This is a genomic window from Mycobacterium sp. RTGN5, from assembly GCF_033804465.1.
In the GTDB taxonomy this organism is placed as follows: domain Bacteria; phylum Actinomycetota; class Actinomycetes; order Mycobacteriales; family Mycobacteriaceae; genus Mycobacterium.
This window is the reverse complement of sequence record NZ_JAPZLA010000001.1, coordinates 111,654-130,417: the sequence shown is the minus strand read 5'-3', so window position 1 is coordinate 130,417 and position 18,764 is coordinate 111,654. Positions and strand designations below refer to the sequence as shown.

The window sequence follows — 18,764 nt, the reverse complement described above, 5'->3', positions numbered from 1 at the left end:
TGCTAACAGGCCCGGACCCGGGTGAAGTGCCCGGCCGCACCCGTTTTCCTACTGTCCGGCCATGCCCAGCTTTCTCGGCCCGCCCGTCGTTCGCAGCGACGCCGAGCTGCTGGCCGCCCATGTCGCCGGCGACCGCTATGCATTCGAAGAACTCTTTCACCGCCACCACCGCCGGCTGTACCGGCTGGCCCGCCGGACCACCCGCAGCCCCGAAGACGCCGCCGACGCGATACAGGACGCCATGCTGGCCGCCCACCGTGGCGCCGCCGCCTTCCGGCACGACGCGGCCGTTGGCAGCTGGTTGCACCGCATCGTCATCAACGCCTGCCTGGACCGGCTGCGCCGCACCGCCGCGCAGCCGACGATCGCGCTGACCGACAACGAGGCGATCGGAGATCGCACCGCTCAGGTGGACACCGTGCTGGTGGTGCGTCGCGCGCTGATGCGGCTGCCCGCCGAGCAACGCGCGGCCGTGCTCGCAGTCGATATGCACGGGTATTCGGTGGCCGACGCCGCCGCGCTGCTCGGTGTCGCCGAGGGCACAGTGAAGAGCCGCTGCGCCCGAGGGCGGACCCGGCTGACCGGGCTACTGCGCTCCTGCCCGCCCCGCTAACCCGGCACACTGGGTCAGGTGGAGCCCACGCATACCGTCACTCCGGGGCCCACCCAGGGGGCCGCACACGCCCGGCGTCCCGCCGTCCGGACCGGGCGGCTGATCGCGGCCGGTATCGGGGTGGTGGCCGTGCTGGCCGCCGTCGGCCTCGGGACCGCGGCGCTACTCAAGTCCACCGACCCCACTGCCAGCACTCTCACCAGCGCCAGCTTGATCACCGTCACACCCACGATGCCGATATCCAGTCGTGAGCTGAACGCGCTGATCGCCCGCAGTCCCGACTTCGGTCCGCTGACCGACCCCAAGCGGCGGGCAGCGTGCCTGAGCGCACTGGGTTACCCCAGTTCGGTGCAGGTGCTCGGCGCCGAGACCGTGCAGGTCGACGGCCGGCCGGCCATCGTGCTGGTGCTGCCCGGCGATCAACCCGACGTGATCATCGGGGTGACGGTCGCCGCGACATGCAGCTCGGTCGCCACCGGACTGATCGCCGACACCACGGTGCGCCGCCCATAGTGCACGGCGGGGAACAGCGCGGCCTACCCTGTTGTTTGACCAGGTGCCCACATGGCACCCGATGCGCAGGCTTTTCGCCTGCAGCCCGGGACCGGGCAGAAAGGCTGGAATGAGCGCCAACCAAGTTCATGACGTCATCGTCATCGGATCAGGCCCCGCCGGCTACACCGCGGCCATCTACGCCGCGCGCGCACAGCTGCAGCCCCTGGTCTTCGAAGGCACCTCCTTCGGCGGTGCACTGATGACCACCACCGAGGTGGAGAACTTCCCTGGCTTCCGCTCGGGCATCACCGGTCCGGAGTTGATGGACGAAATGCGCGAGCAGGCCCTGCACTTCGGCGCCGACCTGCGGATGGAAGATGTCGAGGCGGTCGAACTGGACGGCCCCGTCAAGAAGGTGGTGACCGGCGACGGCGAGACTTACCTCGCCCGTTCGGTCATCCTCGCGATGGGCGCCGCCGCCCGCTACCTCGGCGTACCCGGCGAACAAGAACTGCTCGGCCGCGGCGTCAGCGCCTGCGCGACCTGTGACGGCTTCTTCTTCAAAGAGCAGGACATCGCCGTCATCGGCGGCGGCGACTCGGCGATGGAAGAGGCCACGTTCCTGACCCGCTTCGCGCGCAGCGTCACCCTGGTGCATCGCCGCGAGGAGTTCCGGGCGTCCAAGATCATGCTCGAGCGGGCCCGCGACAACGAGAAGATCACCTTCCTCACCAACACCGCGGTCGACGCCGTCGAAGGCGACACCACGGTGTCCGGCCTGCGCGTCCACAACGTGCTGACCGGCGAGGAGTCGATCCTTCCGGTGACGGGTGTGTTCGTCGCGATCGGCCACGATCCCCGCTCTGAGCTGGTGCGCGGCGCCGTGGACCTCGATCCCGAGGGCTACGTGCTGGTCGGTGACCGCACCACCGCAACGTCGCTGGACGGCGTGTTCGCCGCCGGCGACCTGGTGGACCACACCTATCGGCAGGCCATCACCGCCGCGGGGATGGGCTGTTCGGCTGCGATCGATGCCGAGAGATGGCTGGCCGATGCCGACGACACTGCACACACCGAAATGATTGGAGCACATCAATGAGCGACGGCGGCGCGACCGTAACGGTTTCCGACGACTCCTTCAGCCAGGACGTCCTTTCCAGCAATACCCCTGTCCTCGTTGACTTTTGGGCCACCTGGTGCGGCCCGTGCCGCATGGTTGCCCCGGTCCTCGAGGAGATCGCCTCCGAGAAGGCCGGCTCACTCACGGTGGCCAAGCTCGATGTCGACGCCAACCCGGCGACCGCTCGCGACTTCCAGGTCGTCTCGATTCCGACGATGATCCTGTTCAAGGATGGTCAGCCGGTGAAGCGCATCGTCGGCGCAAAGGGCAAAGCGGCCCTGCTGCGCGAGATCGCTGACCTCGTCTAGATCTGACCGAGACGATTCCGTTATAGGCGGCTTCGCCTGCCGTTTTCCGGAATGCGGCAGGGTTCTGAGACAATGCTTCCTAGCCTGTGTGCAATCGTCAGGGCTTGAGTAGCCCGCTGACAACGGTGACCGAAGGGCCCTGTATGTCGAGTCTTCGCCACGGTGCCGGGGGGGATCCCTCCTGGGACCGGAGCGGTCGAGATGATGTCTTGCGCCGCGGTGACCGCAGCGGCGCCGTCGTCGAAATCCGCGCGTCGTTGGCTGCGCTGGGTCTGGTGGACAACCCCGACGAGGATCTCACCACCGGGCGGCACGTCGTGGCCGACATGTTCGACGACGACCTCGACCACGCGGTGCGCGCGTTTCAGCAGCGCCGCGGTCTGCTGGTCGACGGGATTGTCGGCGAGGCCACCTACCGCGCTCTCAAGGAAGCCTCGTATCGGCTCGGCGCACGCACCCTGGTCCACCAGTTCGGCGCCCCGATGTACGGCGACGATGTGGCCACGCTGCAATCCAAGCTGCAGGAGCTCGGTTTCTACACCGCTTTGGTGGACGGCTACTTCGGGTTGCAGACGCACAACTCGCTGATGTCCTACCAGCGCGAGTACGGCATGGCCGCCGACGGGATCTGTGGCCCGGAAACGTTGCGCTCCTTGTACTTTCTGGGTTCCCGCGTCACCGGCGGCTCGCTGCACGCCATCCGCGAAGAAGAGCTGGTCCGCCGCTCCGGTCCCCGGCTGTCGGGTAAGCGGATCATCATCGATCCGGGCCGCGGGGGCAACGACCACGGCCTGATCACCAACGGGCCGGACGGTCCGATCAGTGAAGCAGACATCCTGTGGGACTTGGCATGTCGGCTGGAAGGCCGGATGACAGCGATCGGCATGGAGACCTTCCTGTCCCGGCCGGCCAGCCGCAGTCCGCTGGACGCCGAGCGCGCCGCCACCGCCAACACCGTCGGTGCCGACCTGATGATCAGCCTGCGGTGTGAAACGCAGCCCAGCCCGTCGGCCAATGGCGTCGCCTCGTTCTACTTCGGCAGTTCGCACGGCTCGGTGTCGACGATCGGCCGCAACCTGGCTGATTTCATTCAGCGAGAAGTTGTGGCGCGTACCGGCTTACGTGACTGCCGGACACACGGCCGGACCTGGGATCTGCTGCGGCTCACCAGGATGCCCACCGTCCAGGTCGACGTCGGATACATCTCCAACCCGTGGGACCGCTCCATGCTGGTGACCAACCAGGCCCGCGACTCCGTCGCCGAGGGCATCCTGGCCGCCGTCAAGCGGCTGTACCTGTTGGGCAAGAACGACCGGCCGACCGGCACCTTCACATTCGCCGAACTTCTGGCCCACGAGCTGTCGGTCGAGCAGGCCCGGCCCGCGCTCTAACTCGCTAGCCGCGAACGTCCGCGCCGGCTCCGACCGGCTGCTGCAGTTGTGCACTTTTCAGCAGACGCTCCAGAGCTTCCTCGACTTCGGCTTTCCAGCCGAGCCCCTTGTTCAGCTCCAACCGCAGCCGCGGGAAGTACCGATGCGGGGCGACGACGGTGAATCCCGCGTCGAGCAGGAAGTCGGCACCGATCATGCATTGGTCGAAGGAGCAGTCCCCCAGCGCTTCGATCGCCGGAGCCAGCTCGGGATCGGCGGTGCCGGGGACGAGAAGTTCGGTGGCGTCGGCGGTCCGACCGAACGCCTCCAGCGCCCGCACACCGCGGCGGACGAGCTCGCTGACTACCTGACTGATCAAGGAGTGCGTCAGCCCGTCGGTCTGCCCGGGCTCGATGCCCATCGACGTCAGCAACACTGCGTCCGCGCTGACCGGTCCGGTCGGGAAGCGCGCCGCGCGCGGCACCGCACGCGGGGGCGCGTAAAGGACGAAGCCGAGGCACGGCTCCTCGTCGTCGGACTCTGATCCTTCGGCGGGCGTCGTGCTGGCGACCTGACCGCACGATCCCCACTCGAGCATGACCATCGACAGCCACGCTTCCTTCTCGAACTCGGGGTCGGGAAGATAGGCACCGGCGTCGAGCGTCGCGGGATCGAGTTCCCAGAACACACACCGACGGGCATGCTTCGGTAATTGCTCGAACGCTTCGAGCCGCAGCGGCATGATGCGAACGGACACTAGCCTCCCCGGCTTTCAAGCGGTGCAAATGTGCACAACGGCCCCTTCAGGATAGGAGAGCCGGCACCGAACGTGCCAGTGGTGGCTGGGCAACTGAATCGCCGGCCCAGTGGGGGCGAAAAGTGTTGGTGCACTGTGCGATTCCTCGATCCAGGGGTTCGGCAGCGAACGCTGGCCGACGCTGGTGTCACTGTGACGGAACTGGCTGGTGTCGTGATACCTGGATTTTCAGGCTCCGGGGCGGTTCATCATCTCCACAATGCGTTGCAAATCGTCGACCGACCCGAACTCGACGACGATCTTCCCCTTGCGCTTGCCGAGGCTCACGGTGACCCGGGTGTCGAAGGTGCTCGACAGCCGTTCGGCGACATCTTGGAGTCCGGGCATCTGGATCGGCTTGCGGCGCGGCGCCGCGGGCGTCTTGGCGTCCGACCGATTGGCGAGGGTGACCGCCTCCTCGGTGGCACGCACCGACAAGCCTTCGGCGACGATGCGCGCGGCCAGTTCTTCCTGAGCCTCCGGGCCGGCTTCCAGGGAGAGCAGCGCCCGGGCGTGCCCGGCCGAGAGCACACCGGCGGCCACCCGTCGCTGGACGGGGATCGGCAACCGGAGCAACCGGATCATGTTGCTGATGACCGGACGCGACCGCCCGATCCGCGTAGCCAGTTCGTCGTGGGTGACTTCGAACTCCTCGAGCAACTGTTGGTAGGCCGCCGCCTCTTCCAACGGGTTGAGCTGAGCCCGGTGGATGTTCTCCAGCAGTGCGTCACGCAATAGGTTGTCGTCGGCGGTCTCCCGCACGATCGCCGGGATGGTCGCCATTCCGGCCTTCTGGGCGGCGCGCCAGCGCCGCTCCCCCATCACCAATTGGTAGCGGCTCGGCGCTCCCGTTGTGGCGTCCGCGACCGACCGCACCACAATCGGCTGCATGAGTCCGAACTCGCGGATCGAGTGCACCAACTCGGCGAGGGCTTCCTCATCGAAGACCTGGCGCGGCTGGCGCGGGTTGGGCTCGATGGCCGAAGGATCGATCTCGCGATAGACCGCCCCCACGCTGTCCACATTTTGAAGGCCACCGCCGATCACCACATCGGCCGCGGCGTCACCCAACCGCGGGCCGCCATCGGCCGGACCGGTCGGGATGAGGGAGGCCAGGCCGCGGCCGAGACCGCCCTTTTTCTTCGCTGACGGCTGGGTCATAACTGTGCCTCCACTATGCCGGGGTCGCCCGTTGCGCGAGTTCTTTACTCGCGTCCAGGTAGCTCAACGCACCGCGTGAACCGGGGTCGTAATCGATGATCGTCATGCTGTAGCCGGGCGCCTCGGAGACCTTGACGCTGCGTGGGATCACGGTTCCCAGGACCTTGTCGCCGAAGTAGCGGCGCACTTCGGAGGCGACCTGGTCGGCCAGTTTGGTCCGGCCGTCGTGCATGGTGAGGAGAACGGTCGACACGAACAGTCCCGGATTGAGGTGGGCCCGGACCATCTCGATGTTGTTCATCAGCTGCGAGACGCCCTCCAATGCGTAGTACTCGCATTGGATCGGAATCAACACTTCAGGTGCCGCGACGAGCGCGTTGATGGTGAGCAGGCCGAGTGACGGCGGGCAGTCGATGAAGACGTAGTCGAAGTCGGATTCGTCGAGCGCAGCGAGCGCGGTGCGCAGCCGATTCTCCCGGGCGACCATGCTGACGAGTTCGATCTCGGCGCCGGCGAGGTCGATCGTTGCCGGCACGCAGAACAGCCGTGGGCTGTGCGGGCTCTGACGAATGGCCGCCTGCAGTGGGATCTCGCCGAGGAGCACCTCGTACGACGACGGCGTGCCCGAGTGCCGGTCGGCAATCCCCAACGCGGTGCTGGCGTTGCCCTGCGGATCGAGATCGATCACCAGGGTTTTGAGTCCCTGCACCGCGAGTGCGGCGGCCATGTTGACCGCGGTCGTCGTCTTCCCCACCCCGCCCTTTTGATTGGCGACGGTGAAAACCCGGCGGCGATTGGGCCGAGGCAGCTGACCGGCGACCGTGTGCAGAACCTTCATGGCGCGTTCGGCCGCGGCACCGATCGGGGTCTCGTAGTCATTTGGCGTCTTCCATGTTTCACGTGAAACATCGACGCCCGCCGCCCCCGCTGGATCGGGGTTGGGTGGGACAGTCATGATCCTCTTCTCTCCGAGGTTCGCGTGGGCCGTTTCCCGCCTCGCGCTCGCTCCCCCCGGACCGCGATCACCACGGTCACGGGCGGATCCGAATAGCTCTCGCCACATCTCATCACCCTCACGTCGGTTGCGCCTAATGACGCCATCCCCCGACGTCCCTCGACCACTTCCTCCTCGGCCCGCTCGCCTTTCATCGCGAGCATCCGACCGCCGGGGCGCAACAACGGGAGGCTCCACCGGGTGAGCTTGTCGAGCGACGCGACCGCGCGCGACACCACCACATCCGCTCCCCCGGCTCGGGCGCGGACGCCCGGTTCTTCGGCCCGGCCATGGATGATCTCCACCGACAGGCCCAGCGCCGCGACCGCTTCCTCGAGGAACTCGGTCCGGCGCAGCATCGGCTCGATCAGCGCGACGTGGATGTCCGGACGGGCGAGGGCAATCGGCAGACCGGGCAGACCGGCCCCGCTTCCGATGTCGAGGATGCGGGCACCCGGCTCGATGAGCTCGGCGACCGCCGCGCTGTTCAGGATGTGGCGGTCCCACAATCGCTCAACTTCTCTGGGACCGATCAGGCCACGCTCGACCCCGGGGCCGGCCAGCAGATCTGCGTAGCGGTGAGCCAGGTCCACCCGGTCTCCGAAGACGACACCGGCGGCCGTCGGAGGTAGGGGCGCAACGCCATGTTTCACGTGAAACATCCTCCGGTCATCTCGGCCTCCGGCATCGAACTACATCGATGTAACTTCAGCCCTTCAGAACGACAACGCGACGCGAGGGCTCCACGCCCTCGCTCTCGCTGTGCACACCGTCAACACCCGCGACGGCGTCGTGCACGATCTTGCGCTCGAACGGCGTCATCGGTGCCAACTCTTCACGCTCGCCAGTGTCCAGGACACGGCGGGCCACCTTGTCGCCCAGAGCGCTCAGCTCTTCGCGGCGACCGCGGCGCCAGTTCGCGATGTCCAGCATCAGCCGGCTGCGCTCCCCCGTCTTCTGGTGCACGGCCAAGCGGGTCAGCTCCTGCAGCGCATCGAGAATCTCGCCCTTGCGGCCGACCAACTTGGACAGGTCCTCGCCGCCGTCGATGCTGACGATTGCGCGGTTGCCCTCGACGTCGAGGTCGATGTCCCCGTCGAAGTCCAGCAGGTCGAGCAGCTCCTCCAAGTAGTCGCCCGCGATCTCGCCTTCGGCGACGAGGCGATCTTCTAAGTCCTCGCCCTTTTCCTCGCCCTTTTCCGGGCCTTGTTCGACGTCTTGGTCCACCGCTACGTCGGTACCGGTGTCGGTGTCGGTGTCGGTCACGTCAGTGGTATCGGCTTCCGCCATGTGTCTCTCCCTCTTTCGCCGGATCGATCTCCGGTCAACGCCTACGTTTCTTGGGCCGCGCCCCTGGGCGCGGAGTGTGATTGGTCGCACCGCCATCGGTCGGTTGTTCCGCGCCGGAGTCGGTCTCGGTGCCAACCGCATCGGCAATGTCTTCGGCGGACTCGGTGCTGTCCGTGGACTCGGCCGACTCGACTGCCGACCCGTTGGTGGCTGCCGCCGCGCTCTTCTTCGGCTTGGTCGGCTTGACGCCCGGCGCCGGTGCGTTCGCCGAACGGCGAGCCAGCGCCTCTTCCTTCTTCGCCTCTTCTTCTTCTTCGATCTTGCCGAACACGTAGTGCTGCTGACCGAAGGTCCAGATGTTGTTGGACACCCAGTAGATGATGATCGCGATCGGCAGGAAGGGTCCGCCGACCACAACGCCGAGTGGGAAGACGTACAGCGCGAGCTTGTTCATCATCGCGGTCTGCGGGTTGGCCGCCGCCTCCACGCTCTGGCGGGCGACCGAGGCGCGGCTGTTGAAGTAGGTGGCGATACCGGCCAGCAGCATCAGGGGCACGCCCACCGCGATGACCGCGGGACGGCTGAAGTCGAAGTTCTTGAACGCCTCCAGACCCGAGGTCTGGATCATGCTCGCACTGAGGGGCGCGCCGAACAGATTGGCATCGAGGAAGTGGCCGACGTCGGTCGCACTGAAAAAGTAATTGCCGGTGGCGCGGTTCTCGTCGACTGACAGGCCCAGCTGACCGAACCCGTGCTGGGTCCGGTTGAACGAACGCAGTACGTGGTAGAGCCCGAGGAACACCGGGATCTGAGCCAGCATCGGCAGGCAGCCCAGGATCGGGTTGAACCCGTGCTCCTTCTGCAGCTTCTGCATCTCCAGCGCCATCCGCTGGCGGTCCTTGCCGTACTTCTTCTGCAGCGCCTTGATCTGCGGCTGCAACTCTTGCATCTGGCGGGTGGTGCGGATCTGGCGGACGAACGGCTTGTAGAGCAGCGCGCGCAGGCTGAACACCAGGAACATCACCGACAACGCCCAGGCGAAGAAGTTCGTGGGGCCCAGGAAAGAGGCGAACAGCTTGTACCAGAGCCACATGATGCCCGACACCGGGTAATAGATGACGTCGAGGCTGAACCAATTAAACATTCATGCTCCTGCTGTCGAATTCGACATCGGCCCCGGGTGCCTGCGGGCACCGCTCGGGTATTGGATCCCATCCTCCCCGATGCCACGGCCCGCACTTCCCGAGCCGGATCAGGGTCAGCCAGCTCCCCCGGAGCAAGCCGTACTCGGTGAGCGCGTCCACGGCGTACTGACTACACGTCGGCGTGAACCGGCACGTCGGCAGTCGCAGCGGCGAGACGGTGTGGCGGTAGAGCTCGACGAGGAAGATCAGCGCCCGGACCGGGAGGTGGGTCACCGCGCCTTCTCCATCAGATCGTGAGTGCGACGAAGGCCGGTTCGCAGCTGCTGCTCGAGCCGAGCCGAGATCGCGTCTCGGCTCGTAGGCAGCGCCCGGATCACCACACGCTCGTCGGGTGTGAGGTCTGCGAGCACCGCTTTGGCTACATGCCGGAGCCGGCGGGATACCTGATGACGTTGCACTGCATTGCCGACAGACTTGGCGACCACGAGACCGATCCGTGGTCCACCATCGGTCTGTGCCTCACGTCGTGCGTGCACGACGATGTCCGGCTGCGCCGCTCGCACCCCGTGCTTGATGGTGGCGCCGAACTCCGCAGACCGTGTCATCCGGAACTGAGCCGGGAGCACGCCGCGTGATCTCGTGGATCAGGCAGTCAGTGAACGACGACCCTTGCGGCGCCGGCCCGTCACGATGGCGCGCCCGGCACGGGTGCGCATACGCAGACGGAAGCCATGAACCCGCGCCCGGCGCCGGTTGTTCGGCTGGAAGGTCCGCTTGCCCTTGGCCACGGCTGTATCTCCTCGTCGTATGGCAGTCGCTGTCCGGCTACACGCTTGCGTGTGTACCCGAACGAACGCGACAGCCGTTGGTAAGCTCTGGTCTCGCTCGTAACCGGCGCGGTCCCGAAACCCGGTCGCAGCCGTGTCGCCAACGTATGGGCGACTGTTCGAGGGTACTGACCTCACTTCCCCTGGTCAAACCGCCTTGTCGTGCCGTCCATCACTGCAGGATTCCGTCAGGGCCCAGGACGACCAGGGCACTACCGTCACAGCCGCCACTGTCAGCCGGTTCGTCGTTATCCCAACGTGATCCGAATGTTGCAGAACGGTTGGCACTCGCCCCGAAAACTGTTAGCTTCTGCCAAAGCCGCTTCTGCATGAGGCGGCACGCGAATCAACCCAGCGGGGGCATAGGCCGGCGGAAGTTCTGTACGACACCGATTGCTCGGATTAACTGCCGGCCCGAGTTCCTGCGCCGATATGCTGCGAGACGAGGACGACTGTCCTGTCCACACCTGTGGATAACTATGTGGACAGATTTGTCGTCGTCTCATTTATTTTTATGTGCTGGATGAAATTTACCGATCGGACCAGGGGGATCTCTCGTTGACCGAAGATCCCGGTTCAGCGTTCGCCACGGTGTGGAGCTCGGTGGTTGCCGAGCTCAACGGCGACGGAACTGCGGACTCACGCGTCAGTAATGGCACTGGCGGCGATGCACCGTTGACTCCGCAACAGCGCGCCTGGCTCAAGCTGGTCCAGCCGCTCACCATCGCCGAAGGCTTCGCGTTGCTGTCGGTGCCGAGCAGTTTCGTCCAGAACGAGATCGAACGACATCTGCGAACCCAGATCGTCGACGCGCTCAGCCGCCGGCTCGGCCAACGGGTCGAACTGGGCGTGCGGATCGCCCCGCCCAGTCTCGAAGAGACCGAGGACACCGCCGCGCCGGAGGTCCCCGCCGTCGACCTCGAACTCGACGAGGTCGACGAAGATCGCGAAGCGTTGGCCAGCGCCCACGAAACCTGGCCCAGTTATTTCATCGAGCGCCCGCGCAGCAACACCTCCGCGGAGACGCCCGGCACAAGCCTCAACCGGCGCTACACCTTCGACACGTTCGTCATCGGATCCTCGAACCGATTCGCGCACGCCGCTGCGCTGGCGATCTCGGAAGCGCCGGCTCGGGCGTACAACCCGTTGTTCATCTGGGGCGAGTCCGGCCTGGGCAAGACGCACCTGTTGCATGCCGCCGGCAACTACGCCCAACGGCTGTTCCCCGGCATGCGGGTGAAGTACGTCTCGACCGAAGAGTTCACCAACGACTTCATCAACTCACTGCGCGATGACCGCAAGGTCGCGTTCAAGCGCAGCTACCGAGACATCGACGTCCTGCTCGTTGACGACATCCAGTTCATCGAGGGCAAGGAAGGTATCCAGGAAGAGTTCTTCCATACCTTCAACACGCTGCACAACGCGAACAAGCAGATCGTGATCTCGTCTGACCGGCCGCCCAAGCAGCTGGCCACTCTCGAAGATCGCTTGCGGACCAGGTTCGAGTGGGGCCTGATCACCGACGTTCAGCCGCCGGAGTTGGAGACCCGCATCGCCATCCTGCGTAAGAAGGCGCAGATGGATCGGCTCGATGTTCCCGACGACGTTCTGGAGCTCATCGCCAGCAGCATCGAGCGCAACATCCGCGAGCTCGAGGGCGCCCTCATCCGCGTTACGGCCTTCGCGTCGCTGAACAAGACCCCGATCGACAAGGCACTGGCCGAGATCGTGTTGCGCGATCTGATCGCCGACGCCGGCACGATGCAGATCAGCACCTCGGTCATCATGGCCGCGACCGCCGAGTACTTCGACACCTCGCTCGAGGAATTACGGGGCCCAGGCAAGACCAGGGCGCTGGCTCAGTCCCGGCAGATCGCCATGTATCTGTGCCGTGAACTGACCGATCTCTCGCTGCCCAAGATCGGGCAAGCGTTCGGCCGCGACCACACCACAGTCATGTACGCCGAGAAGAAGATTCGCGGCGAAATGGCCCATCGGCGTGAGGTCTTCGATCATGTCAAGGAACTCACCACACGGATTCGCCAGCGTTCCAAGCGCTGAAATCCCACTTTTTCTGTCATCTGCGCAAAAAACTTTAGCCACTGTCGTACCAGTGGTCACATCTTTGGCTTGTGTAAACGGCTGTGGACAACACCGGCCAACTCCGGTGAACCACCGGAATCACAAGGCACAACCCCCAGCCGTGCACAGCCGCCCTGTGATTCACCCGCGGTCATCCCCAACTGATGCACATGCCCTCACCGCACCCGAGCAGGGCATCGACCGTCCAATGCACAGGTTGCACAGGCCCTATTACTGTTGCTGTTATCTATCTTCCAATTTCCTCTTTGAAGACAGGCTTGGGGACTAGCCGCTTCACAGGGCATCCGACATGGCCTCGCGGTGCTCTTGTCACCGCGATCGATTAGCTTTCAAGATGGCGTCCGACGCTCTACGGTTGTTCTTCTGACTGCCGTTCTGCGGCTGTCGCTCACAGATCACGCTCGCCGCTGCTTCGGCAGGGGTGGACGCTGGTCGGGGGTTATTGGGTGATGAAGGGACAAGGTGCACGTGGCAACAACGACGGTTGGCTCCGACTTGAAGTTCCGCCTGGTGCGGGAGGACTTCGCCGATGCGGTGGCCTGGGTTGCCCGTAATCTCCCGACTCGCCCGACGGTGCCGGTGTTGGCCGGAGTGTTGCTCACCGGTTCTGATGAGGGTTTGATCATCTCCGGCTTCGACTACGAAGTCTCGGCCGAGGTACGTGTTCCGGCTGAAATCGCTTCTCCGGGAAGCGTTTTGGTCTCCGGTCGGTTGTTGTCCGACATCACTCGGGCGTTGCCGGCCAAGCCGGTGGACGTCAGCGTCGAAGGCACTCGGGTCTCGCTGACCTGCGGTAGCGCCCGTTTCTCGCTGCCCACCATGGCGGTCGAGGACTATCCGGCGCTGCCGGAGTTGCCCGAGGAGACCGGTGTCATCTCGGCGGATCTGTTCGCCGAAGCGATCGGTCAGGTCGCGGTGGCAGCGGGGCGGGATGACACGCTGCCGATGCTGACGGGTATCCGGGTGGAGATTTCCGGCGAGGCAGTGGTTTTGGCTGCCACCGACCGATTCCGGCTGGCAGTGCGTGAGCTGACCTGGGCGACGTCGTCGCCCAACCTCGAAGCCGCGGTGCTGGTGCCGGCCAAGACGCTGGCCGAGGCCGCGAAAGCTGGGACATCCGGTGCCGAGGTGCACCTGGCGCTCGGCGCCGGAGCCACGGTTGGAAAAGAAGGCCTGCTGGGAATTCGTAGCGGTGGGAAGCGCAGCACCACTCGCCTGCTCGATGCCGAGTTCCCGAAGTTCCGCCAGCTGTTGCCCGCCGAGCACACCGCGGTGGCGACGATCGACGTGGCTGAGCTGACCGAAGCGATCAAACGTGTCGCGCTGGTCGCCGATCGCGGTGCGCAGGTGCGGATGGAATTCGGGGATGGGGTGCTGCGCCTGTCGGCGGGCGCCGATGATGTCGGCCGCGCTGAGGAGGACCTGCCCGTCGAGTTCGCCGGTGAGCCGCTGACGATCGCGTTCAATCCCACCTATCTCACCGACGGTCTCGGCTCGCTGCATTCCGGCCGGGTGACATTCGGTTTCACCACGCCGAGCCGACCCGCCGTGCTGCGGCCGGCGAATGGTGATGAACTGGTAGAAGGCACCGGCCCGTTCCCTGCTGTTCAGACCGACTACGTATATCTGTTGATGCCGGTCCGGCTACCCGGTTAACCGGACCGCTGACCTAGAGAGGCACACATGCAGTTGGGTTTGGTCGGTCTTGGAAAAATGGGCTTCAACATGCGCCAGCGGTTGCGCGAGGGCGGACACGAAGTCATCGGGTATGACCCAAGACCAGAGGTGACGGACGTCCCCACCCTGGCCGGGTTGGCCGCGGCGCTCAGCGCTCCCCGCGTCGTCTGGGTCATGGTGCCCTCGGGTCCGATCACCGATGACACCATCGGTGAGCTGGCCGAAGTGCTCAGCCCCGGTGATCTCGTCATCGACGGTGGTAACTCGAAGTACACCGAGGACGGTCCGCACGCGGAACTCCTTGGTAAAAAAGGAATTTCATTCGTTGACGCGGGTGTCTCCGGCGGAATCTGGGGTTTGGCAGAAGGCTACGGCCTGATGGTCGGCGGCACTGACGAGGACGTCGCCCGGGTGATGCCGATCTTCGACACCCTGCGTCCGCCCGGTGATGTCGCCGACGGTTTCGTCCACGCCGGCCCGGTCGGTGCGGGTCACTACGCCAAGATGGTGCACAACGGCATCGAATACGGGTTGATGATGGCCTACGCCGAAGGCTACGAACTACTGGCCGCCGAACCTCTGATCACCAACACCCAGGCGGTGATCCAGGCCTGGACCAATGGCACGGTCGTGCGGTCCTGGCTGCAGCAGCTGCTGGCTAAAGCACTCAAGGAGGATCCGTCCTTCGATGCGATCTCGGGCTATACCGAGGATTCCGGCGAGGGACGCTGGACCGTCGAAGAGGCGATCCGCCACCGGGTGCCGATGCCGGTGATCGCCGCCGCGCTGTTCGCGAGGTTCGCTTCCCGGCAAGACGATTCGCCGACGATGAAGGCCGTCTCGGCGCTGCGCAACCAGTTTGGTGGACACGCCGTCAAGCGGGTCTCGGTGTCGGGATAGCGAGGCCCGATGTACGTCCGGCACCTGGCGCTTCGCGACTTTCGATCGTGGCAACACGTCGAGCTCGAGTTGGCGCCAGGCCGGACCGTCTTCGTCGGCCCAAACGGCTTCGGCAAAACGAATCTCGTTGAGGCCCTTTGGTATTGCGCGACTCTCGGGTCACACCGGGTGGCCACCGATGCGCCGCTGATCCGAGCGGGAGCCGAACGCGCGGTGGTCTCGACGATCGTCGTCAACGAGGGCCGTGAGCTTGCGATCGATATCGAAATCGCGGCGGGCCGGGCAAACAAGGCGCGGCTGAACCGTTCTCCGGTCCGTAGTACCCGCGAGATTGTCGGGGCGGTGCGCGCCGTGTTGTTTGCCCCGGAGGATCTTGCGCTGGTACGGGGTGATCCCGGGGAGCGTCGCCGGTATCTCGATGAGCTTGCTTCGGTACGCCGACCGCGGGTGGCCGCGATCCGCGCGGACTACGACAAAGTGCTCAAGCAACGCACCGCATTGCTGAAATCCGCTGCGGGAGGGCGATTTCGGGGCGACATCGGCGCACTCGAGACACTCGATGTATGGGACGGTCACCTCGCCGCGCATGGCGCGGAGTTGATGGCCGCCCGCATCGAGCTGACCAATCTGCTGGCTCCCGAAGTGGAAAAGGCATATCAGCTGCTGGCACCGGCGTCGCGGCCGGCCGCGATCTGCTACCGCAGCAGCGTCGAATTGGATGACGCCGGCCAGGATGTCGAGTCCCTGGAAGCCGCTCTCCTGGCCGGTTTGGCCGCGCGGCGCGGCGCCGAGCTGGAACGCGGTGTGTGCCTGGTCGGGCCGCACCGTGACGATTTGGAATTGCGCCTTGGCGATCAGCCGGCGAAGGGTTTCGCCAGCCACGGTGAATCCTGGTCCATGGCACTGGCTTTGCGGCTTGCCTCCTATGAACTGCTGAGCGCCGAGGGCAGTGAACCGGTACTGATCCTCGACGATGTGTTCGCCGAATTGGACAATGCCCGCCGGCGGGCGCTGGCTGGTGTTGCCGCTAATGCCGAGCAGGTGCTGATCACTGCCGCGGTGGGTGAAGACATCCCACCCGACTGGGACGCCACCCGAATCGGGATTTCCCTGCGCGACGATGACGACGGCCGAATGTCGGAGGTGACCTCGTGACCGAACCTGACGACGAGACAGAAGAGGTGAAGGGCCCACCCGAGCACCTGGCCGGTCTGGCCGGGATGGATCTGGTGCGCCGCACGCTCGAGGAAGCCCGCGGCGCGGCGCGCAGCCAGGGTAAGGAAGTCGGCCGCGGTCGCCGCTCCCCCGGCGCTCGCCGGGGTGCCGAGCGGGACGGCCGGCGCCGCTGGTCGGGACCGGGGCCGGATGGCCGTGACCCGCAGACGTTCGGAACGGTGGCCAACGATCTCGCGAAGTCGCGCGGCTGGACACCCAAGGTCGCCGAGGGTGTGGTGTTCGCACAGTGGCCGACGGTGGTCGGCGAACAGATTGCCGAGCACGCCGAGCCGACGGTGCTGCGGGATGGCGTGCTGAGTGTGGCGGCCGAGTCGACGGCCTGGGCGACCCAGCTGCGGATGGTTCAGGCGCAACTGCTGGCCAAGATCGCGGCCGCGGTCGGCGACGGGGTGGTGACGGCGTTGAAGATCACCGGGCCGGTGGCTCCGTCATGGCGCAAAGGCAAGCTGCACATCTCCGGGCGGGGGCCCCGCGACACCTACGGCTGAGCACCAGCTACCACAGTCGGCTGACAGCCACGAGACGCTTCCCGACGAGCATGTCGAGCGTCAGGACGTATGCCGATCCGAGAAATTCCGTGCACGGCGCAACTAGGTGTGTAGAAACGCCGCCGCAGAATCAGTCCGAAGAGCACCAACCGGTAGACTTACTCGAGACCCGCGCGCGGTCATGAATCGTGCGCATGCGAACCCCAAGGAGAGCGTGCCGCTAGTGGCTGCCAAAGAACAGTACGGTGCCGACTCGATCAAGGTCCTCGAAGGCCTGGAGGCGGTCCGTAAACGCCCGGGTATGTATATCGGCTCCACTGGTGAACGAGGGCTGCACCACCTCGTTTGGGAAGTCGTCGACAACGCAGTCGATGAGGCGATGGCGGGCTTCGCCGACACAGTGACCGTCCGCATTCTCGAAGATGGCGGCGTTGAAGTCATCGACAACGGCCGCGGCATCCCGGTCGCCATGCACTCCACCGGCATCCCCACCATCGATGTTGTCATGACGGTGCTGCACGCCGGCGGCAAGTTCGAAGAGGGGGCCTACCAGGTTTCCGGTGGTCTGCACGGCGTGGGTGTCTCGGTGGTGAACGCGTTGTCGAGTCGCCTCGAGGCGGACGTCCGCACTGATGGTTCCGAATGGTTCCAGACCTACGACCATTCGGTGCCGGGGACTCTGCGCCAGGGTGAGAAGACCAAGGCGACCGGCACCACCATCCGGTTCTGGGCCGATCCCAACATCTTCGAGACGACGACCTACGACTTCGAAACCATTGCTCGCCGCCTGCAAGAGATGGCCTTCCTCAACAAGGGCCTGACGATCGACCTGACCGACGAGCGCGTCACTCCCGACCAGGTTGTCGACGAAATCGTCAGCGACACGGCCGAAGCGCCGAAGTCCGCGGAAGAAAAGGCCGCCGAAACCGCCAGTGGCCAGCACAAGGTCAAGCATCGGGTGTTCCATTACCCCGGCGGTCTTGTCGATTTCGTCAAGCACATCAATCGCACGAAGAATTCGATCCAGCCCAGCATCATCGACTTCGAGGGCAAGGGTGAGGGTCACCAGGTCGAGATCGCGATGCAGTGGAATGCCGGTTACTCCGAGTCGGTGCACACGTTCGCCAACACGATCAACACCCACGAGGGCGGTACGCACGAAGAGGGTTTCCGTGCGGCGCTGACCACGGTGGTCAACAAGTACGCCAAGGACAAGAAGCTGCTCAAGGAAAAGGATGCGAACCTCACCGGTGACGACATCCGTGAGGGCCTGGCCGCGGTGATCTCGGTGAAGGTCCAGCAGCCGCAGTTCGAGGGGCAGACCAAGACCAAGCTCGGCAACACCGAGGTGAAGTCGTTCGTGCAGAAGATCTGCAACGAACAGTTGAGCCACTGGTTCGAAGCCAACCCGACCGAGGCCAAGACCGTCGTCAACAAGGCGGTGTCCTCGGCGCAGGCGCGGATGGCCGCCCGCAAGGCGCGTGAATTGGTGCGGCGCAAGAGCGCCACCGATATCGGCGGCCTGCCCGGCAAGCTCGCCGACTGCCGCTCGACCGACCCCAGCAAGTCGGAACTGTATGTGGTGGAGGGCGATTCGGCCGGGGGCTCGGCAAAGAGCGGCCGCGACTCCATGTTCCAGGCGATCCTGCCGCTGCGCGGCAAGATCATCAACGTCGAGAAGGCCCGCATCGACCGCGTGCTGAAGAACACCGAAGTCCAGGCGATCATCACCGCGCTGGGCACCGGCATCCACGACGAGTTCGACCTCACCAAGCTGCGCTATCACAAGATCGTGCTGATGGCCGACGCCGACGTTGACGGACAACACATTTCGACGCTGCTGCTGACGCTGTTGTTCCGGTTCATGAAGCCGCTGGTGGAGAACGGCCACATCTTCTTGGCGCAGCCCCCGCTGTACAAGCTGAAGTGGCAGCGCACCGAGCCGGAGTTCGCCTACTCCGACCGCGAGCGCGACGGTCTGCTCGAGGCGGGTAAGGCGGCCGGCAAGAGGATCAACGTCGACGACGGCATCCAGCGCTACAAGGGACTTGGTGAGATGGACGCCAAGGAGCTGTGGGAAACCACCATGGACCCGTCGGTCCGGGTGCTGCGTCAGATCACGCTGGACGATGCCGCCGCGGCCGACGAGCTGTTCTCGATCCTGATGGGCGAAGACGTCGAGGCCCGTCGCAGCTTCATCACCCGAAACGCCAGAGACGTTCGCTTCCTTGATGTTTAGCG

At 65.3% G+C, this 18,764-nt stretch carries 20 protein-coding genes; 11 read left to right on the top strand and 9 right to left on the bottom strand.

Going from position 1 to position 18,764, the window contains the following annotated elements; all coding sequences use genetic code 11:
• The first annotated feature begins 61 nt into the window (after positions 1 to 61).
• The 5 genes from sigM (at position 62) to SLQ31_RS00635 (ending at position 3,927) form a co-directional block, all read left to right on the top strand.
• Positions 62 to 613 carry an RNA polymerase sigma factor SigM gene (gene sigM / locus SLQ31_RS00655; protein ID WP_319428741.1) on the top strand — a complete coding sequence of 184 codons (552 nt, stop codon included), beginning with the start codon at positions 62 to 64 and terminating at the stop codon, positions 611 to 613.
• A gap of 18 nt (positions 614 to 631) precedes the next feature.
• Positions 632 to 1,126, top strand: a complete 495-nt coding sequence (locus tag SLQ31_RS00650; protein ID WP_319428739.1) for a hypothetical protein — start codon at positions 632 to 634, stop codon at positions 1,124 to 1,126.
• Between the two features lie 109 nt (positions 1,127 to 1,235).
• Entirely contained in the window at positions 1,236 to 2,207 is a 972-nt protein-coding gene (trxB, locus tag SLQ31_RS00645; protein WP_319428736.1) for a thioredoxin-disulfide reductase, read from the top strand.
• Positions 2,204 to 2,536, top strand: a complete 333-nt coding sequence (gene trxA / locus SLQ31_RS00640) for a thioredoxin (RefSeq protein ID WP_319428734.1) — start codon at positions 2,204 to 2,206, stop codon at positions 2,534 to 2,536. The genes trxB and trxA overlap by 4 nt, the downstream gene beginning before the upstream one ends.
• Positions 2,537 to 2,679: 143 nt before the next feature.
• Complete coding sequence (locus SLQ31_RS00635) at positions 2,680 to 3,927, top strand: N-acetylmuramoyl-L-alanine amidase (protein ID WP_319428732.1); 1,248 nt, start codon at positions 2,680 to 2,682, stop codon at positions 3,925 to 3,927.
• A gap of 4 nt (positions 3,928 to 3,931) precedes the next feature.
• Here SLQ31_RS00635 and SLQ31_RS00630 read toward each other — a convergent pair whose 3' ends face one another.
• The 9 genes from SLQ31_RS00630 to rpmH form a co-directional block, all read right to left on the bottom strand.
• The gene (locus SLQ31_RS00630) at positions 3,932 to 4,663 is read right to left on the bottom strand and encodes an acetyltransferase (RefSeq protein WP_319428730.1); all 732 of its coding nucleotides are present in this window, start codon (positions 4,661 to 4,663) and stop codon (positions 3,932 to 3,934) included.
• Positions 4,664 to 4,891: 228 nt separating this feature from the next.
• Complete coding sequence (locus tag SLQ31_RS00625) at positions 4,892 to 5,863, bottom strand: ParB/RepB/Spo0J family partition protein (RefSeq protein ID WP_319428728.1); 972 nt, start codon at positions 5,861 to 5,863, stop codon at positions 4,892 to 4,894.
• A 13-nt stretch (positions 5,864 to 5,876) separates the two neighbouring features.
• The gene (locus tag SLQ31_RS00620) at positions 5,877 to 6,818 is read right to left on the bottom strand and encodes a ParA family protein (protein ID WP_319428727.1); all 942 of its coding nucleotides are present in this window, start codon (positions 6,816 to 6,818) and stop codon (positions 5,877 to 5,879) included.
• On the bottom strand, positions 6,815 to 7,519 hold the full coding sequence (rsmG, locus tag SLQ31_RS00615; RefSeq protein WP_319428724.1) for a 16S rRNA (guanine(527)-N(7))-methyltransferase RsmG: 705 nt from the start codon (positions 7,517 to 7,519) through the stop codon (positions 6,815 to 6,817). The genes SLQ31_RS00620 and rsmG overlap by 4 nt, the downstream gene beginning before the upstream one ends.
• Before the next feature lie 46 nt (positions 7,520 to 7,565).
• Positions 7,566 to 8,147, bottom strand: a complete 582-nt coding sequence (locus tag SLQ31_RS00610; RefSeq protein WP_319428723.1) for a protein jag — start codon at positions 8,145 to 8,147, stop codon at positions 7,566 to 7,568.
• 34 nt (positions 8,148 to 8,181) lie between these two features.
• Positions 8,182 to 9,291: a membrane protein insertase YidC gene (gene yidC / locus SLQ31_RS00605; protein WP_319428721.1), complete on the bottom strand. Its 1,110-nt coding sequence runs from the start codon at positions 9,289 to 9,291 to the stop codon at positions 8,182 to 8,184.
• Positions 9,284 to 9,565, bottom strand: coding sequence for a membrane protein insertion efficiency factor YidD (gene yidD / locus SLQ31_RS00600; protein ID WP_319428719.1), 282 nt, complete (start codon positions 9,563 to 9,565; stop codon positions 9,284 to 9,286). Before yidD ends, yidC begins: the two co-directional genes overlap by 8 nt.
• On the bottom strand, positions 9,562 to 9,918 hold the full coding sequence (rnpA, locus tag SLQ31_RS00595) for a ribonuclease P protein component (protein ID WP_319428717.1): 357 nt from the start codon (positions 9,916 to 9,918) through the stop codon (positions 9,562 to 9,564). Before rnpA ends, yidD begins: the two co-directional genes overlap by 4 nt.
• An 18-nt stretch (positions 9,919 to 9,936) precedes the next feature.
• Positions 9,937 to 10,080, bottom strand: coding sequence for a 50S ribosomal protein L34 (rpmH, locus tag SLQ31_RS00590; RefSeq protein ID WP_005142265.1), 144 nt, complete (start codon positions 10,078 to 10,080; stop codon positions 9,937 to 9,939).
• A 597-nt stretch (positions 10,081 to 10,677) separates the two neighbouring features.
• On the opposite strand from rpmH, the gene dnaA reads away from it, so the two are divergent.
• The 6 genes from dnaA (at position 10,678) to gyrB (ending at position 18,762) form a co-directional block, all read left to right on the top strand.
• Positions 10,678 to 12,180, top strand: a complete 1,503-nt coding sequence (gene dnaA / locus SLQ31_RS00585) for a chromosomal replication initiator protein DnaA (RefSeq protein WP_319428707.1) — start codon at positions 10,678 to 10,680, stop codon at positions 12,178 to 12,180.
• Between the two features lie 504 nt (positions 12,181 to 12,684).
• Positions 12,685 to 13,878 carry a DNA polymerase III subunit beta gene (dnaN, locus tag SLQ31_RS00580; RefSeq protein WP_319428705.1) on the top strand — a complete coding sequence of 398 codons (1,194 nt, stop codon included), beginning with the start codon at positions 12,685 to 12,687 and terminating at the stop codon, positions 13,876 to 13,878.
• A gap of 27 nt (positions 13,879 to 13,905) precedes the next feature.
• Positions 13,906 to 14,799: a phosphogluconate dehydrogenase (NAD(+)-dependent, decarboxylating) gene (gnd, locus tag SLQ31_RS00575; RefSeq protein WP_319428703.1), complete on the top strand. Its 894-nt coding sequence runs from the start codon at positions 13,906 to 13,908 to the stop codon at positions 14,797 to 14,799.
• A 9-nt stretch (positions 14,800 to 14,808) separates the two neighbouring features.
• Complete coding sequence (gene recF / locus SLQ31_RS00570; RefSeq protein ID WP_319428700.1) at positions 14,809 to 15,954, top strand: DNA replication/repair protein RecF; 1,146 nt, start codon at positions 14,809 to 14,811, stop codon at positions 15,952 to 15,954.
• Positions 15,951 to 16,523 (top strand): DUF721 family protein, encoded by a 573-nt coding sequence (locus SLQ31_RS00565; protein ID WP_319428698.1) that lies wholly within the window; start codon positions 15,951 to 15,953, stop codon positions 16,521 to 16,523. The genes recF and SLQ31_RS00565 overlap by 4 nt, the downstream gene beginning before the upstream one ends.
• 223 nt (positions 16,524 to 16,746) lie before the next feature.
• Positions 16,747 to 18,762, top strand: coding sequence for a DNA topoisomerase (ATP-hydrolyzing) subunit B (gene gyrB / locus SLQ31_RS00560; RefSeq protein ID WP_319428696.1), 2,016 nt, complete (start codon positions 16,747 to 16,749; stop codon positions 18,760 to 18,762).
• The last annotated feature ends 2 nt before the right edge of the window (positions 18,763 to 18,764 follow it).

Excerpts from the sequence above, each read along its gene's own strand:
- trxB (WP_319428736.1), top strand. The coding sequence starts at position 1,236 with ATGAGCGCCAACCAAGTTCATGACGTCATCGTCATCGGATCAGGCCCC.
- yidC (WP_319428721.1), bottom strand. The coding sequence starts at position 9,291 with ATGTTTAATTGGTTCAGCCTCGACGTCATCTATTACCCGGTGTCGGGC.
- trxA (WP_319428734.1), top strand. The coding sequence starts at position 2,204 with ATGAGCGACGGCGGCGCGACCGTAACGGTTTCCGACGACTCCTTCAGC.
- sigM (WP_319428741.1), top strand. The coding sequence starts at position 62 with ATGCCCAGCTTTCTCGGCCCGCCCGTCGTTCGCAGCGACGCCGAGCTG.
- SLQ31_RS00610 (WP_319428723.1), bottom strand. The coding sequence starts at position 8,147 with ATGGCGGAAGCCGATACCACTGACGTGACCGACACCGACACCGACACC.
- gnd (WP_319428703.1), top strand. The coding sequence starts at position 13,906 with ATGCAGTTGGGTTTGGTCGGTCTTGGAAAAATGGGCTTCAACATGCGC.
- rsmG (WP_319428724.1), bottom strand. The coding sequence starts at position 7,519 with ATGTTTCACGTGAAACATGGCGTTGCGCCCCTACCTCCGACGGCCGCC.
- SLQ31_RS00625 (WP_319428728.1), bottom strand. The coding sequence starts at position 5,863 with ATGACCCAGCCGTCAGCGAAGAAAAAGGGCGGTCTCGGCCGCGGCCTG.
- recF (WP_319428700.1), top strand. The coding sequence starts at position 14,809 with ATGTACGTCCGGCACCTGGCGCTTCGCGACTTTCGATCGTGGCAACAC.
- SLQ31_RS00635 (WP_319428732.1), top strand. The coding sequence starts at position 2,680 with ATGTCGAGTCTTCGCCACGGTGCCGGGGGGGATCCCTCCTGGGACCGG.
- SLQ31_RS00620 (WP_319428727.1), bottom strand. The coding sequence starts at position 6,818 with ATGACTGTCCCACCCAACCCCGATCCAGCGGGGGCGGCGGGCGTCGAT.